Origin of the sequence: Leptotrichia sp. oral taxon 879 str. F0557, from assembly GCF_000469385.1 — a bacterium.
GTDB classification, from domain to species: domain Bacteria; phylum Fusobacteriota; class Fusobacteriia; order Fusobacteriales; family Leptotrichiaceae; genus Leptotrichia; species Leptotrichia mesophila.
On sequence record NZ_KI271332.1, the window covers coordinates 1 to 14961 of the forward strand.

Genomic DNA, 14961 nt, shown 5'->3' on the forward strand with positions numbered 1-14961 from the left:
CGAGCCTTGAAAAAAGGCGGACGTTTTGTAGCCGAGACGGGTCGTAAAGGAAACGTGGAAAAAATAGAAAATGCTATTTTTGAAACTGTAGAAAAACATAACTTGAAAGCTAAAAAATGCTGGTTTTTTCCAACTCCGGAAGAAAAAACGGAATTACTTGAAAAATATGGACTGAAAGTAAAAAGAATGATAAGCTTTCCCCGTCCTACTTTGCTTCCAACTGGAATAAAAGGATGGCTTCAAACTTTTTCTGCACCTGCTCTTGTAAACGTTCCAGTGGAAATGCATGAAAAACTGATTGATGAAATAACTGAAAAAGTTGAAAAAGAACTGCAAAGAAATGAAAATGGACAAATTCTGGCGGATTATGTGAGATTGAGATTTGAAGCTGTGAAAGAATAGAAAATATTTATTTTGAAAGGAAGATGAATTTGAAAACAATAGGACTAATAGGAGGAATGAGCTGGGAAAGCACAGTAACTTATTATAAAATAATAAATGAAACAATTAAAGAAAAACTAGGAGGATTACATTCAGCTAAATGTATATTATATAGCGTTGATTTTCAGGAAATAGAAGAATGTCAGGCAAATGGCAACTGGGAAAAAAGTGGAGAAATCTTGGGAGAAGCTGCATATAATTTGGAAAAAGCAGGAGCAGACTTTATAGTTATTTGTACAAATACAATGCATAAGGTTGTTAACCAGATTAAAGAAAAAATCTCCATTCCAATATTGCATATTGCTGAAATGACAGCAGAGAAAATATTAGAAAAAGGATTAAAAAATATAGCATTGCTTGGAACAAAATATACAATGGAACAGGATTTTTACAAATCAAAACTTATTGAAAAGGGTATAAATGTTATAATACCTGATAAGAATGATATAGAAATTATAAATGAAGTAATATATGACGAACTTTGTCTTGGAACTATAAATTCTGATTCAAAAAAGAAATTTTTAGAAATTGTTGATAAGCTAAGAAACAAAGGTGCAGAAGGAATAATATTAGGCTGTACTGAAATAGGGCTTCTTATAAAAAATGAAGATACTGATGTTCCATTATTTGATACAGCGATTATTCACGCAGAGCAGGCGGCGATTTATTCTATAAAATAAAAATTGAATGAAATTACAAAAATTTGAAGAAACTTATATTTTTAAAGATAGGAGTTTTATGGCAAAAGAATTTTATATAAAAAATAGGAAAAAATTATTTGGTATGCAGAAAGTTCTTTCTGTTGCAGAAGCATTGATAATTCCATCAGAAAAATCAGAGAAAACATATAACCAGTACACATATTCAGGAAATGAAATAAAAGAATTTTTACGGCAAAGTATGGAAAATATGTATTTGACAGTGGGAGTAGAAGGAGAAAGTTTAAGGGGATTTCAAGTACATTATAACAAAGATGAAGAAAGATATGAAATAGCAATTTCTTTTCCAAGTTCAAAAAAAGATTGGGAATTAGCATTTGAATATATGAAAGGACTATCCTTATATTTGAAACGTGATATTGAATGTGAAGATGGTCAACTATTTAAACCTGAAAATATAGATAAATATGACAATAATTTTGATATAGCCGCAGGAATTGGTGGTATTTTGAAAATTGGCAGAGTTTTCATTTCAGGAATTCACAGAGACATGATTTTTGGTAGGGATATGATTGACAGAATAAAAAATTCTAAAAATCGACAGGACGAATTTGAGAAAATAGCTTATGAAATTCAAAATCTTGAGGCACATGAGCCAACTCCAGCTATTTATGAGAAAGATAACGAATTAATTGTTAAATATATGTTTATAGAAAAAACTCCTATTATTTTGCATTTTAATCCATCGCTTGGATATAGGATTAATTATGGTGACGGCATAAAGGATGAAAATATAGCAGACTGGTTTATAGATTTTTTAGTTCAAGACGAAAAAGAGGGTGCTAAAATTATGGAAAATATAAACTACTCCGAGTTTATAGGGAAATTACCAAAAGAAAAGTACAGGTTTATTGATGAAACAAGTATTTTTATAGAGTCGTTGGAAAAAGAGGAAATAAATGGGCTTAAAGGAGAATTTAAAAGTTTTGTGTAAAAATTTTAAAATAAGAAAATATTAAATTCTATAAACAAATTTTTGAGCGAGAAAGGACTAAGATTATGAAACATATTAAAATATTTGATACAACGTTAAGAGATGGTGAGCAGACACCACGTGTCAATCTTAATACACAGGAAAAATTGAGAATTGCAAAACAGCTTGAAAGTCTTGGGGTGGATGTGATAGAAGCTGGATTTGCGGTGGCATCACCAGGAGATTTTGAATCAGTTAAATTAATTGCTGAAAATATTGAGAAATCTACAGTTACAAGTTTGGCGAGAGCTGTGAAAAAAGATATTGAAGTAGCGGCAGAGGCAGTGAAAAATGCGAAAAAACCAAGAATACATACATTTATTGCAACTTCTCCGATTCATAGGGAATACAAACTAAAAATGACAAAAGAGCAGATTTTAGATAGAGTAAAGGAAATGGTGTCTTATGCAAAATCGCTTATTGACGATATTGAATTTTCTTCAGAAGATGCGACTAGAACTGAAAAGGAATTTTTGGTGGAAGTATATGAAACAGCTATAAAAGCTGGAGCAACTACACTTAATGTGCCTGATACTGTAGGTTATAGAACTCCAAATGAAATATTTGAACTTATAACTTATTTGAAAAAAAATGTTAAAGGGATTGAAAATGTGGATATTTCTGTGCATTGCCATGATGATTTGGGACTTTCTGTAGCAAATTCAGTTGCGGCGATTCAAGCTGGAGCAACTCAGATTGAGTGTACAATTAATGGACTTGGAGAAAGAGCAGGGAATACTTCGCTTGAAGAGATTGCAATGATTTTGAAAACGAGAAAAGACTTGTTTGAAGAATATTATACAAACATTGATTCAAAGCAAATCTACCCAACAAGTAAATTAGTAAGTCTTTTGACAGGAGTTTCAACACAGCCAAATAAAGCAATTGTTGGAGCGAACGCATTTGCACACGAATCAGGAATTCATCAACATGGAGTATTAGCAAATCCTGAAACTTACGAAATTATGAGTCCAGAATCTGTTGGAAGAAATCCAGACAGCTTAGTACTTGGAAAACATTCAGGAAAACACGCTTTTGTACAAAAATTAGAATCACTAGGATTTAATCATGTCGGAAGTGACAGAGTGGAAGAATTATTTGCACAGTTTAAAAAATTGGCAGACAAGAAAAAATATGTTTTAGATGAAGACATTATCGCATTAGTTGCTGGAGAAGCAGCAAAAATAGAAGGAAGAATAAAACTGGCTCACTTTGAAATTTCAAGACAGGAAGGGAAAAAGCCAAAAGCTACAGTTACCATTGAACTGGATGGAGAAAAACTGGTTAAAGAAGCTCTTGGAGATGGGCCTGTTGATGCGGCGTATAATGCGGTTAATCTAGCGGTAAGTGATACTTTTGTTTTAGAAGAATATAAATTGGAAGCAATTACAGGAGATACTGATGCACAGGCACAAGTAGTTGTGATTATCGAGAAAAATGGTAACAGATTTATCGGTAGAGGACAAAGTACGGATGTAGTTGAAGCAAGTATAAAGGCTTATATTAATGGAATAAATAGATTATATAGTAATTAAATAGAAAATATTGGAGGATAAAAGATATGATAATGATGCAGTATAAAGTAAAACTTTCGAAAGATTTTGATATGAATAATATTAGAAAAAGAGTGCAAGAAAATGGGTTTAAAACAGATGGATTTGAAGATTTATTTTTTAAAGCCTATTTAATCTCTGAGGAAAATAAAGAATATTCGCCATTATACTTTTGGAAAGATAACAAAGGAATGAATAAATTCATATTCGATGGTTTCTATGATAATATTTTAAATTCTTTTGGCTGGCAGACTATAAATATTGGAATACCGTTGTTGCAAGAGTTTAATGAAAACTTTTCTAAAGCAAGATATTTATTAGAAATAGAGAATGAAACAAAACCGATGGAAAAAATGAAAAGAATGGAATTTTCTATATCAGACGATAAAATTGCCGGAAAAGCATTAGTATATAACCCTGAAACTTGGAAACATACAGAGTATTATTTTTTTGAAGATGCTCCTAAAGAAGTAGAAAATTCAAAAGTGTACGAAGTTTTGCATATTTCTCAATAAATTAAGATAAGAGTAATAGATTTATTGGTAGAGGACAAAGTACGGATGTAAATTCGGCAATGGTAGAAGTATATTGGGAAATTGGCAGAAGGATTGTAGAAGAAGAACAGCGAAGAAAAGAAAGAGCTGAATACGGTAAAGAAATATTACAAAATTTATCTAAGGAACTTACAGAAGAATTTGAAAAAGGCTTTGCATTTGTGGAAAGGCAAAAAATATTGTTTGAAATAAATAATGAAGTGGATATGTAGAAATGAAAAAGATAAAAATATTGATTTTAATGATGGGAATTTTTTTGTTAATTCCTATTTTAGGGTTAATTTATGCACATTATGAGTTTTATGATTTGCAGATAAAAAGGTATGAGATTGTATCGGCTGATATTCCGAAGGAGTTTGATGGGAAAAAGGTGCTTTTTGTATCGGATTTTCAATTTGATACAGATAAGAAATTCAATGAAAAGATGATGAGAAAGGTTGTAAATAGGATAAATTCAGAGAAAAAAGATATTATTGTTTTGGGTGGAGATTACACGGATACTATTAAATTTATTCCTAGGTTTTATGAGGAAATACAGAAAATGGAGATTCCTCAATACGGGGTTTATAGTGTACTTGGGAATCACGATTATTGGAGTTCTACTGAGGAGCATGTGAAAAATCTGAAGAAATTAGGTTATAATGTTTTGATAAACGAAAATACGGGAGTAAAAATTGGAAATGAGAAAATTTTTATTTCTGGAGTAGATGATTATTGGAATGAAAAAATAGGTTCTGATGCGGAAAAAGCCTTAAATGGAATAAAAAAAGAGGACTTTAATATATTTGTATCACACAATCCTGATTATTTCGAAGATATGACACAGGAACAGAAAAATCTTATGGATATTGGACTCGCAGGACATACACATGCGGGACAAATAACGTTTTTTGGGCAAATTTTAATTGCTCCATTAAAATATAAGGATAAATATGGATATGGAATGAAAAATTATGACGGACATAAATTTTACATAACTTCTGGAGTGGGAGGGACTGTTAAAGGAATGTTTATTAGATTTTTTGCAAAGCCTGAAATTGTGGTGTTTATTTTGAGAAGAAGTCAAAATAGAAATTGATACTAAACTCGTTTAAAAATAGGAATAATTTTTTAGATATTTTGATTAATAAATATTTTTTCATTTTTATTTTCGTAGGATTGCTCATTCCTTTTTATTTTCGTAGGATTGCTCATTGCCGCAAAACCTTGTCTTGCAGTAAAGGTTTGTCCTAATAATTAAAATTATGGAAAGATTGCTACGAAATAACCTATAGTTAGTCTACGACATTTTTCTGCACTGACAAAAAACTTACTATGCTCAAACAGTTTTGTAAGCACGGAAAAATGCTCCGACGGATTATTTATACTAGACTTTATTTAAAAAATTTATATCCTTTATTAAAAAAGTTTATAATAAATTCGTTATTTAAATGGGATTTAGTATAAAATAAATATATTTTTAGATTTTATAGAGATTATTTACAGAAAGAAGGAATTTTAAAATGAAAACAATAGTTTTTGCACATCCATGGAATGGAAGTTTTAACAAGGCAATTTTAGATAAAGTAGTGGAAAAACTTGATGAAACAAAAGAAAAATATACAATTATAGATTTGAATAAGGATAGATTTAATCCTGTAATGACAGATGAAGAATTGTCTTTGTATTCACAAGGGAAAAGTATTGATCCTTTAGTGGAAAAATATCAGGAAATATTAAAAAATACAGATGAATTGGTACTTGTATTTCCAATTTGGTGGATGTCAATGCCTGCAATATTAAAAGGATTTTTTGACAAAGTTATGACTAAAGGATTTGCTTATGAAAGTACACAAACTGGAATAAAGGGTGTTCTAACTAACATAAAAATGGCAAAAATGATTACAACTGCTACAGCACCAAAATTTTTGCTGAATATTACAGGATTTGGAATTACAATGAAAAAGGCTAATTTTGGTGGAATTGGGATAAAGAAAACGAAATGGATTCATTATAGTTTTAAGACAAAAGGTAAAGATGAAGATAGGAAGAAATTTCTTGAGAAAGTTAAGGGATTTGTTAGTAATTAGGAAGAAAAATAGAAAATATTCGTATTTAAAACAAACGAAGAAAAGGAGTTTTATATTATGAAAAATAAATTGTACAAATCAGTAAAAGATAGAAAAATTACAGGTGTATGTGGAGGACTTGCAGAATATTTTGACATTGATTCAAGTATTGTGAGGATAGTGTGGCTTGTTTTGGTTCTTTTCGCAGGAACAGGTCTGCTGGCTTATATTATTTGTGCTATAGTTCTTGATGATAACCCTAATGGATAAAAGATTTTGGAAAAAGAAAAAATTTAATTTTTGAAATCCTTAAATAGTTAAATAAAAAATTAGGTGGAGAATAAAAATGAAAAAAGTATTTTTTTGGTTATTCTACTTATTGTTTTTAACATTTTTTGACATTATTTTGACGATTATAAGATTTAATAATAGCATTTATAGTTTTTTAGAAAGTTTAAATATAAAAAATAAGTGGGTTTTAGAAAGATTATTTTCACTAGAAGAAATTATTTTTATTATCATTAGCTTCATTTTTGCTTATTTAATTTCAAAAATAAAAGCGGGTAAAAAAAGTTTGTTAATTCCTCCATTAGCTATAGTAACAATAAAAGCGGTAATACTTTTTTGTATATTAAAATATATAACGTCCCTTGATGATACGGGAGAAAGTATATTTTTTGCATTTTTCATAGTAGCAGGCTTTGGAGCTTATATGGGAATGACAAATTTATACTTCTATTTGGGATTATTGTTCAATTTATTTAGAAGGAGAAGAAATGAAAAAAATAATTCTTAGAAGTTCATACTTTGTTTACCTGCTTTGTTTCAATATTCTTGTATCAAGTTTATTGTTTTGGTTAGGAGAATCGGTTTTAGGAAATTTAGAAATTAGTGGAGATGCGTATTTTGGAATAGGTTATCTTGTGTTGGTTTTGCTTAATATATTTTTATCATATTTTTATGCAAAAGCGAGAATAGGGAAAAAGTCTTTGATAATTTTGACAATAGTTGGAGTAGTAATAAAAATATTGATATTTTTAGTATGGGTACAGATTATATTTTCAGACCCATCGCTTGGAGACGATAAAGCAGGAATATTCATCATATTTATTGTTTATGGCTATTTTGCTTATGTAGGTTCATTGGATGTAATATTTCTTATAGGGCTGGGAGTAAATTTATTAATAAGGAGAAAAAATGGAAGGAAAAAGTTGGATTCTTAAGATTTTATATGTTTTTTTAGGATTAATTATAGTGTTTTTGGTGTATTCGCATTATGAATATCGGAATATAAAGATTAAAACAATTGAGATAAAGTCTAAGGATTTACCAAAAGAGTTTGATGGAAAGAGAGTGCTGTTTGTAGCGGATTTTCAGTATGATACGATGGCACGGTATAATAGAAAACAGCAGAAAAAGGCGATTGAGCTGATTAATGCACAGAAGAAGGATATGATACTTCTGGGGGGAGATTATGCGACTTGGGAGAAAAATATTCCTAAGTTTTATGAGGATGCGAAGGATATAAGGATTCCAGAACTTGGAGTATATGCGATTTATGGGAATCATGAGTATCCAGGAGAAAAAGAAACGGCTGAAAATATGAAAAAACTTGGATTTAATCTGCTCGTAAATGAAAATAGGAAAATAACAATAAATAATGAAAATATATATATTGCTGGAGTAACAGACTTGTGGCATGGAAAGCCTGATGCGAAAAAAGCTCTTGAAGGATTGAAAAAAGAGGACTTTGTATTATTTTTGACTCACAATCCAGAATATTTTGAGGAAATGACAGGGAATGAGAAGGAAAAGGCGGATATGACGCTTGCTGGACATACTCACGGCGGACAGGTTACTTTCTTTGGGAAAATTATTATGTCGGCAATAAAGGATAAGAAGAAATATGGATATGGAATGAAGGAATATAATAACCATAAAATATACATTACTTCAGGATTAGGAGGGGCTTTTCTTGAAATGTTTATTAGATTTTTTGCACAGCCTGAGATTGTGATTTTTGAGTTGAAGAGAATTTAGATTTAGAAAGAGAGAAGAAATGGGAATATTTGATTTTTTTAAAAAGAATAAGGAAGAAGAAATTCCTTTAAGGATAGCTAAAGATTTTCATTTTCATTCAGTTGTTGGAAAAAATGGGGATGGAATTGCACGAAAAATTGTTGAGTATTTTGGAGATAAAGTGGAAGAAGCGGTTGATACGCATAAAAATTTCGTGGATGAAGATGTTTTATCATATTTTGAAGGGGAAGATTCTGAAAAGGAATTTCCAATACAGGAGTGGACACGAATTTTTAGAATAAAATTAAAAGATGGTACAGAAATCAATGGGGAAATTGATGATAGTGAAATGGCTGCAAAATATGGCGCTGGGCTTGCAGAACATTTTTCAGATGTGAATATAAAAGATGAAAATTTGAAGCAGATGTTATTGACTCAAATTGCATTTTTCAATTGCAGAACAAAATTAACGGCAACTTTTGATTTTTACAAAAGCGGGAAAAAGAAAAATGAAAAGATAAAACTATTGGATTTTATTTTGGGAGCAGGAAAAAGTTTTGATGGTTATTCGTTATTTAGTGCAGAAACTCTATATTCGCCTGATAAAAAAGTATTTGTTTCAAAAAAGATAGGAACAGAATTTAAAGAGTTTACACCGTTTATTCCTAAAGAATTGATTGATAATTTTGAAATGACAGATGAAGATAATGCTAGAATGGCGAGAAGTATTGAAAAAATAAAGGCTGATGAATTACCATATCTTGAGAATATGCATACAAGCATTTCGGAGGCGAGGGCTGTTATTCCTGATAAAGAATTGATTATAAAAAGAGCAGCTGCAATACAGATGACAGGAATTGCATCAGAACTTTATAATGAAATGCAGGAAAATGCCAAAGAAAAAATCAAAGAGTTTTTGGAAATCTTTGAAAAGCAATACGGGATTAAAGAAGTTTTGACTAATGAAGAAAAAAATTATCTTGAAAAATACACAGATGATGTAAGAATAAATTCAGAATATAATTGGCGTTATGAATGTCCACCAGTACTGCTATGGGCTTTATCATTACAAGAATTAACAGATTTGAGTACAATTTGCAATGTTAAGGGAACAATAGAATATTTTATGGAAAATGATTTAGAAACGTTGATGAATAAAGCAGAATTACGTTCAAAAGATGAAATAATGGATATGCTTGATTATTTGTACAGGCTTAACTGGAGTGCAGTGGAACTGAGAATACGTCCTGAAAATCATAATAACAAGAAATTCCCTTATGATGAAAGTATTATTCATTTCAGAAGATTGGCATTAGAATGGCTTGTACAGCCTGAAAAAAGTATTGAGGATGTTGAAGCGGAGATGCATACTTAGAAAATTTATTATAAACTTTTTGAAACACTAGAATATGAATGTTATTATTGAAAAATAAGAGAAGTATGAAATTTTGAAAGGAGTTAAATTGATGAGAAAAAATATAAGTGGAAATTCTCCATGGGAGGACATTGTAGGATATTCGAGAGCAGTAAGGATAGGAAATATTTTTGAAATAGCAGGAACAACAGCCGTTAAGGATGGAAAGCCTTATGCAGTAGGAAATGCCTATGAACAGACAAAATATATTCTTGAAAATATAAAAAAACTTCTTGAAAAGGAAGGATTGGGGTTAAAAAATGTTATTAGAACAAGAATGTTTGTTACAGATATTTCAAAATGGGAAGAATATGGAAAAGCACATGGAGAATTTTTTAGGGACATTAAACCAGTTGCAACAATGGTAGAGGTGTCTTCATTAATTGATAAGGAATTGATGATAGAAATAGAAGTAAGTGCAGTTGTTGATTAAGAAATAAATAGAAAAGTTATAAATCTCAAAATTAGAGAGAAAATAAAACAATTGAAAAGGAAAATTTTATGATAACTAAAAAAACAGTATTTTCAGTTTTAGGAATTTTAGCAATATTTTTTATAATCTGCCTAATTTATGCACATTATGAATATACACAGCTCAAGGTCAGAACGATAGAAATTGCTTCAAAAGATATTCCACAAGAATTTGATGGAAAGAAGATTGTCTTTGCGGCAGATTTTCAACTAGATACTTATGCGAGATTTAATCAGAAGCAGCTTGACAGGATTATTGATTTGATAAACAAGCAGGAAAAGGATATTATAATTCTGGGTGGTGACTATACTAACTGGACTGGTAAAATTCCACGATTTTACAAAGGAATGGAAAAGTTGGAAAAGCCTAAATATGGAATTTATGCAGTTTTGGGAAATCATGATTATAATTCTGTGGAAAAAAATATGGCTGGACTGAAAAGCCTTGGGTACAAAGTGCTGGTAAATGAAAATGACAAAATAACAGTAAATAACCAGAGTATCTACATTTCAGCAGTTGACGATTTACTAAAAGGGAAACCTGATGCACAGAAGGCGCTTAATGGCATAAAAAAAGATGATTTTAATATCTTCATCACACATAATCCTGATTATTTTGAAGAAATGACAAATGAACAGAAAGAAAGATCAGATATGACTTTGGCAGGACATACTCACGGTGGACAGATAACATTGTTCGGATTGATATTATGGGCGGAAATTAAGCATCCTTGGAAATACGGATATGGATTAAAGGAATATGATGGACATAAAATTTATACTACTTCAGGTGTTGGTGGTGGAGCATTTGAAATGTTCATAAGATTTTTTGCACAGCCTGAAATTGTGGTGCTAAAATTGAAAAAAATTTAAATATATACGGAAAATCAAATAAATAAAGTACTATAATAGTTTGTTGGCGGCCAGATTATTTGATTATGAATAGGATGAATAAATAATGGAAAAAATTTTAATAACAGGAGCAAGTTCAGGAATTGGAAAAGAATTGGCAAAAAAATTAGCAATTAAAAGTAAAAAAATGTATTTGCTGGCAAGATCTTCTGACAAACTGAATTTATTGAAAAAAGAACTGGAAGAAAAAAATCCCTTAATTGAATGTATTTGTATAGAATATGATTTAACAGATATAGATAATTTAGGAAATATTGTTGAAAATTGTGATGTTGATTTGGTTATTAATTGTGCTGGTTTTGGAAAAATTACAGATTTTTTGAAATTGAGTGATAAGGAAGATTTTGATACTGTGAATGTGAATTTCGTTTCTCCATTAATTTTAACAAAAAAATTTTTAGAAAAATTTTTGCAAAAAGGGAAAGGAATAATTTTAAACGTATGTTCAACAGGTGCTTTATACCAGCATCCATATATGGCAGTTTATAGTTCGGCAAAATCTGCATTATTACATTATTCTTTGGCATTAGATGAAGAATTGGGACATAAAAATAAAGATGTGAGAGTTTTATCAGTTTGCCCCGGCCCAACGGAAAGTAATTTTTTTGATAAGAATACGCAGGAAAAATTCGGAAGTTCTCAAAAATTTATGATGAGTTCGGAAGAAACGGCGAAAAAAATTATAAAAGCAATGGAAAAGGGGAAAAGATTTTCCATTATTGGCTTTAGGAATAGAGTGTCCATGTTTTTAATAAATTTATTGCCAATTTCGTTACAGCTAAGGTTAGCAGGATTAGTCTTGAAAAAGGTGATTAAATGACAGTATTGTTTAATTTTTTCTTGATATTTGCAGTAATCTTGCTCATTTTAAAATTAATATTTTCTTTTATTTACTTTAAAAGAATAAATAGTCTAGAAAAAAATAAGATAGATGAGAGCAAATACACAGTAGTTCAACCTATTTTGTCTGGAGATACAAGATTGGAAGATGATTTGTCTGCCAATTTAAAAAATACTGATGACATGAAATTTATTTGGCTTGTTGATAAAAGTGATTCTTTGGCAAGACAGACAGTTGAAAATATTTTAAAAAATAAAAATTATTCTAGCAGAGTAGAAGTGTATTACTTAGATGATGTTCCGCAAGAAGTAAATCCAAAAGTATTTAAATTATCGCAAGCTGTAAAGAAAATAAAAACGGAATATACGGTAATTTTAGATGATGATGCAGTTATTGACAGAAAAAAACTGGATGAATTAAGTATTCATGAAAAAGATAAGGCTGAATGGATAGTAACAGGGATTCCTTATAATTATAATATTAAAGGCTTCTATTCAAAATTAATCTCGGCTTTTATAAATTCTAATTCTATTTTTTCATACTTTTCTATGTCTTTTTTAAAGGAAAATAAGACTATAAATGGAATGTTTTATATTTTAAGGACTGATATTTTAAAAAAATATTTTGCTTTTGAAGAGATAAAATATTGGCTATGTGATGATTTGGCACTTGCAACTTACTTACTTTCTAAAAATGTAAAAATTATACAAAGTACCATTTTTTGCAATGTGAGAAATACTGTTCCAAATTTTAGAAAATATATTCTTCTTATGAAAAGATGGCTTTTATTTAGCAATGTTTATATGAAAAATGCATTTTCCATTAAATTTTTATTTATAATATTATTGCCTGTATTCTTACCAGCTATTCTATTATTTTTAAGTTTTTATTTGGGAATAAATCATTTTATCATGATAATAGTGCTATTTGTAGGAAAGGTTGGATTGTTCCATATAGTGAGATTATTTATTTATCAGTCAGAAATACAAAAGAAAGGTAATTTTTTTCATAAGGCTGATGAATTGCCGTATGAGTTAGCAAGTGAATTTTTATTGCCTTTTATACTTGTCTATACTCTTTTAACACCGCCTATGATTATATGGAGAAATAAAAAAATTAGAGTTAAAGATGGGAAAATACATTATGAAGTTTAACGACTATTTAGAAAAGCTGGAAAGTCTTGATGTTTCAAAAACTTTTTTAAAAGAAGATAAAATTGTCTTTTTTATAAGTGGAAGCAGTAATTTTAAAACAGCTGCCTTAGGACAAGAAAGATTTGAGATTTTAAATATTTTTCAGCAATTTGGATATAAAATTATAAATTCAAATTTTCCATATAATGAAGACTTTGAACATGATAAATATGAAGATATGAGTATTTTTAAAGCAAGTTTATCAAATATTGTTTATTATTCTGGCACTCTTTTTAATAAAAAATTTAAACAGGAGATTTTGAGACATTTAGAGCCTGCTAAGCATTTAAAAGATGTGATAGTTATTTCTTTAAGCTCAGGCTTAAATGTTTGGAATAAATTTATGGATTTAGCAAATTATGATAATGAGAATATTACGATGTTTGCTTTAGGACCTGTAGCGAAAGGTTATGGAAACTTGAAAAATACAGTAGTTATTAAGGGAAGTTTAGATATTTACAGCTGGCTTCTAGATTTTCACAAGACTGATAGAATTGTAAATTGTAGACATTTGGAATATTTTAAGGATAGAAAGGTAAAAGAAATAATTTATGAATACTTACAAGGAAAAAATTGAAATTGCAGTTGTTGCTCCTCCTTTTAGCGGACATCTCTATCCAGCTTTAGAGTTAGTTCTCCCTCTATTAAAGGAAAAGGACAAATACAATATCTGTATTTATACAGGTTGTCAAAAAGAGGAAGTTGTAAAGAAACTTGGATTTCCTGTAAAAGTTTTCCTTAGAGATAAGCCTACTGTTTTTGAAAAAATATCTGATACAGATAAACAGACTAATCTTCGGATTATATATAAGCAATTTAAAGAAAATATGGGACTTATGCCAGAAATAATAAGAGAAATGGAAGATTTTTTTTCTGAAAGAAAACCTGACATAGTTATAGCAGATTTTACAGCCGTTCCAGTAGGATTTGTGTGCGAAAAAAATAATATCCCTTGGATTACAAGCATTCCGACACCATTTGCAATAGAAAGCAGGACAACAACTCCTTCTTATATGGGAGGACTATATCCAAGAGATAATTTTTTATTCAAACTAAGAGATAGTATATCAAGAAATGTTGTCAGAAATTTTAAAAGAATGGTTTGTTTTATTTTAAAAAATCAATTAAGACAATTTAATTTCACTTTGTACAACGAAAAAGGTGAAGAAAATATTTATTCTCCATATTCCATACTAGGTTTAGGCATGAAAGAGATTGAATTTAGAGATGATTTTCCAAGTCAATTTTCTTGGGCTGGGCCTTGCTGTTCGTCCCTTTTTAAAAATAGTGTACAATTTGAAAATAATAAAAAATTTGAAAAAACTGTATTTTTAACTAATGGAACGCATCTGAAATGGGCTAAAAAGTCAATAATTGAGCTGGCAAAAGAACTTTCAAAAATCTATCCTGAATTTCTGTTCGTAGTCTCATTGGGAAGTTATTTAGAAAAAGATAAGGGTATTGTAAAGGAAAATAATTTATACATTTATCATTATTTAGATTATGATGAAATTTTGCCCAAGATAGATTATGTTATTCATCATGGTGGAGCAGGAATACTCTATTCGTGTATAAAATATAATAAACCTGCTGTTATTGTTCCTCATGATTATGACCAGTTTGATTATGTAGTAAGGGCTGATTTAGCTAAAATTGGAATACCAGCTAAATTAAAATCAAGAAAGTCCATTTTAAAGGCTTTTAAGAAAATGCTAAAAAGAGAAGAATGGAACAATTTGGAAAAATTATCAAAAGAATTTAATAATTATTTACCAAGTGAAATGTTGAAAAAAGAAATTGACAGGCTGTTAAAAGGAGGATAG

18 protein-coding genes and 1 pseudogene are annotated in these 14961 nt (G+C 29.7%); all 19 read left to right on the forward strand.

Annotated elements, in window-relative coordinates; genetic code table 11:
• Positions 1-402, forward strand: a pseudogene (locus HMPREF1552_RS06165) (class I SAM-dependent methyltransferase); the annotation flags it as partial.
• A 29-nt stretch (positions 403-431) separates the two neighbouring features.
• Positions 432-1121 (forward strand): aspartate/glutamate racemase family protein, encoded by a 690-nt coding sequence (locus tag HMPREF1552_RS06170; RefSeq protein WP_196808128.1) that lies wholly within the window; start codon positions 432-434, stop codon positions 1119-1121.
• A 58-nt stretch (positions 1122-1179) separates the two neighbouring features.
• Entirely contained in the window at positions 1180-2094 is a 915-nt protein-coding gene (locus HMPREF1552_RS06175; protein WP_196808129.1) for a DUF4299 family protein, read from the forward strand.
• Positions 2095-2156: 62 nt separating this feature from the next.
• Positions 2157-3668, forward strand: a complete 1512-nt coding sequence (locus HMPREF1552_RS06180; protein ID WP_255349264.1) for a 2-isopropylmalate synthase — start codon at positions 2157-2159, stop codon at positions 3666-3668.
• A gap of 26 nt (positions 3669-3694) precedes the next feature.
• Complete coding sequence (locus tag HMPREF1552_RS06185) at positions 3695-4201, forward strand: DUF4865 family protein (protein WP_039901313.1); 507 nt, start codon at positions 3695-3697, stop codon at positions 4199-4201.
• Between the two features lie 23 nt (positions 4202-4224).
• Positions 4225-4452, forward strand: coding sequence for a DUF1016 N-terminal domain-containing protein (locus tag HMPREF1552_RS06190; protein ID WP_255349265.1), 228 nt, complete (start codon positions 4225-4227; stop codon positions 4450-4452).
• A 2-nt stretch (positions 4453-4454) separates the two neighbouring features.
• Positions 4455-5318: a metallophosphoesterase gene (locus HMPREF1552_RS06195; protein ID WP_021744268.1), complete on the forward strand. Its 864-nt coding sequence runs from the start codon at positions 4455-4457 to the stop codon at positions 5316-5318.
• Between the two features lie 424 nt (positions 5319-5742).
• Positions 5743-6309, forward strand: coding sequence for an NAD(P)H-dependent oxidoreductase (locus tag HMPREF1552_RS06200; RefSeq protein WP_021744269.1), 567 nt, complete (start codon positions 5743-5745; stop codon positions 6307-6309).
• 57 nt (positions 6310-6366) lie between these two features.
• Positions 6367-6558: a PspC domain-containing protein gene (locus HMPREF1552_RS06205; RefSeq protein WP_021744270.1), complete on the forward strand. Its 192-nt coding sequence runs from the start codon at positions 6367-6369 to the stop codon at positions 6556-6558.
• Between the two features lie 76 nt (positions 6559-6634).
• Positions 6635-7084, forward strand: a complete 450-nt coding sequence (locus HMPREF1552_RS06210; RefSeq protein ID WP_021744271.1) for a hypothetical protein — start codon at positions 6635-6637, stop codon at positions 7082-7084.
• On the forward strand, positions 7065-7511 hold the full coding sequence (locus HMPREF1552_RS06215) for a hypothetical protein (protein WP_021744272.1): 447 nt from the start codon (positions 7065-7067) through the stop codon (positions 7509-7511). The genes HMPREF1552_RS06210 and HMPREF1552_RS06215 overlap by 20 nt, the downstream gene beginning before the upstream one ends.
• Positions 7486-8328: a metallophosphoesterase gene (locus HMPREF1552_RS06220; protein WP_021744273.1), complete on the forward strand. Its 843-nt coding sequence runs from the start codon at positions 7486-7488 to the stop codon at positions 8326-8328. Before HMPREF1552_RS06215 ends, HMPREF1552_RS06220 begins: the two co-directional genes overlap by 26 nt.
• A gap of 19 nt (positions 8329-8347) precedes the next feature.
• A complete protein-coding gene (locus tag HMPREF1552_RS06225) occupies positions 8348-9682 on the forward strand; it encodes a DUF4272 domain-containing protein (RefSeq protein WP_021744274.1) in 1335 nt (444 codons plus the stop codon).
• Between the two features lie 91 nt (positions 9683-9773).
• Positions 9774-10154: a RidA family protein gene (locus tag HMPREF1552_RS06230; protein WP_021744275.1), complete on the forward strand. Its 381-nt coding sequence runs from the start codon at positions 9774-9776 to the stop codon at positions 10152-10154.
• 68 nt (positions 10155-10222) lie between these two features.
• Positions 10223-11065 (forward strand): metallophosphoesterase, encoded by an 843-nt coding sequence (locus tag HMPREF1552_RS06235; RefSeq protein ID WP_021744276.1) that lies wholly within the window; start codon positions 10223-10225, stop codon positions 11063-11065.
• Between the two features lie 85 nt (positions 11066-11150).
• Complete coding sequence (locus tag HMPREF1552_RS06240; RefSeq protein ID WP_021744277.1) at positions 11151-11924, forward strand: SDR family oxidoreductase; 774 nt, start codon at positions 11151-11153, stop codon at positions 11922-11924.
• Positions 11921-13099: a glycosyltransferase gene (locus HMPREF1552_RS06245; RefSeq protein WP_021744278.1), complete on the forward strand. Its 1179-nt coding sequence runs from the start codon at positions 11921-11923 to the stop codon at positions 13097-13099. Before HMPREF1552_RS06240 ends, HMPREF1552_RS06245 begins: the two co-directional genes overlap by 4 nt.
• A complete protein-coding gene (locus HMPREF1552_RS06250) occupies positions 13089-13715 on the forward strand; it encodes a hypothetical protein (RefSeq protein ID WP_039901343.1) in 627 nt (208 codons plus the stop codon). Before HMPREF1552_RS06245 ends, HMPREF1552_RS06250 begins: the two co-directional genes overlap by 11 nt.
• Complete coding sequence (locus HMPREF1552_RS06255) at positions 13690-14961, forward strand: glycosyltransferase (protein WP_021744280.1); 1272 nt, start codon at positions 13690-13692, stop codon at positions 14959-14961. The genes HMPREF1552_RS06250 and HMPREF1552_RS06255 overlap by 26 nt, the downstream gene beginning before the upstream one ends.

What these genes read in the sequence shown, in the direction of transcription:
- HMPREF1552_RS06175 (WP_196808129.1), top strand. Translation starts at nt 1,180, where the DNA reads ATGGCAAAAGAATTTTATATAAAAAATAGGAAAAAATTATTTGGTATG.
- HMPREF1552_RS06185 (WP_039901313.1), top strand. Translation starts at nt 3,695, where the DNA reads ATGATAATGATGCAGTATAAAGTAAAACTTTCGAAAGATTTTGATATG.
- HMPREF1552_RS06195 (WP_021744268.1), top strand. Translation starts at nt 4,455, where the DNA reads ATGAAAAAGATAAAAATATTGATTTTAATGATGGGAATTTTTTTGTTA.
- HMPREF1552_RS06200 (WP_021744269.1), top strand. Translation starts at nt 5,743, where the DNA reads ATGAAAACAATAGTTTTTGCACATCCATGGAATGGAAGTTTTAACAAG.
- HMPREF1552_RS06205 (WP_021744270.1), top strand. Translation starts at nt 6,367, where the DNA reads ATGAAAAATAAATTGTACAAATCAGTAAAAGATAGAAAAATTACAGGT.
- HMPREF1552_RS06210 (WP_021744271.1), top strand. Translation starts at nt 6,635, where the DNA reads ATGAAAAAAGTATTTTTTTGGTTATTCTACTTATTGTTTTTAACATTT.
- HMPREF1552_RS06215 (WP_021744272.1), top strand. Translation starts at nt 7,065, where the DNA reads ATGAAAAAAATAATTCTTAGAAGTTCATACTTTGTTTACCTGCTTTGT.
- HMPREF1552_RS06220 (WP_021744273.1), top strand. Translation starts at nt 7,486, where the DNA reads ATGGAAGGAAAAAGTTGGATTCTTAAGATTTTATATGTTTTTTTAGGA.
- HMPREF1552_RS06225 (WP_021744274.1), top strand. Translation starts at nt 8,348, where the DNA reads ATGGGAATATTTGATTTTTTTAAAAAGAATAAGGAAGAAGAAATTCCT.
- HMPREF1552_RS06230 (WP_021744275.1), top strand. Translation starts at nt 9,774, where the DNA reads ATGAGAAAAAATATAAGTGGAAATTCTCCATGGGAGGACATTGTAGGA.
- HMPREF1552_RS06235 (WP_021744276.1), top strand. Translation starts at nt 10,223, where the DNA reads ATGATAACTAAAAAAACAGTATTTTCAGTTTTAGGAATTTTAGCAATA.
- HMPREF1552_RS06240 (WP_021744277.1), top strand. Translation starts at nt 11,151, where the DNA reads ATGGAAAAAATTTTAATAACAGGAGCAAGTTCAGGAATTGGAAAAGAA.
- HMPREF1552_RS06245 (WP_021744278.1), top strand. Translation starts at nt 11,921, where the DNA reads ATGACAGTATTGTTTAATTTTTTCTTGATATTTGCAGTAATCTTGCTC.
- HMPREF1552_RS06250 (WP_039901343.1), top strand. Translation starts at nt 13,089, where the DNA reads ATGAAGTTTAACGACTATTTAGAAAAGCTGGAAAGTCTTGATGTTTCA.
- HMPREF1552_RS06255 (WP_021744280.1), top strand. Translation starts at nt 13,690, where the DNA reads ATGAATACTTACAAGGAAAAAATTGAAATTGCAGTTGTTGCTCCTCCT.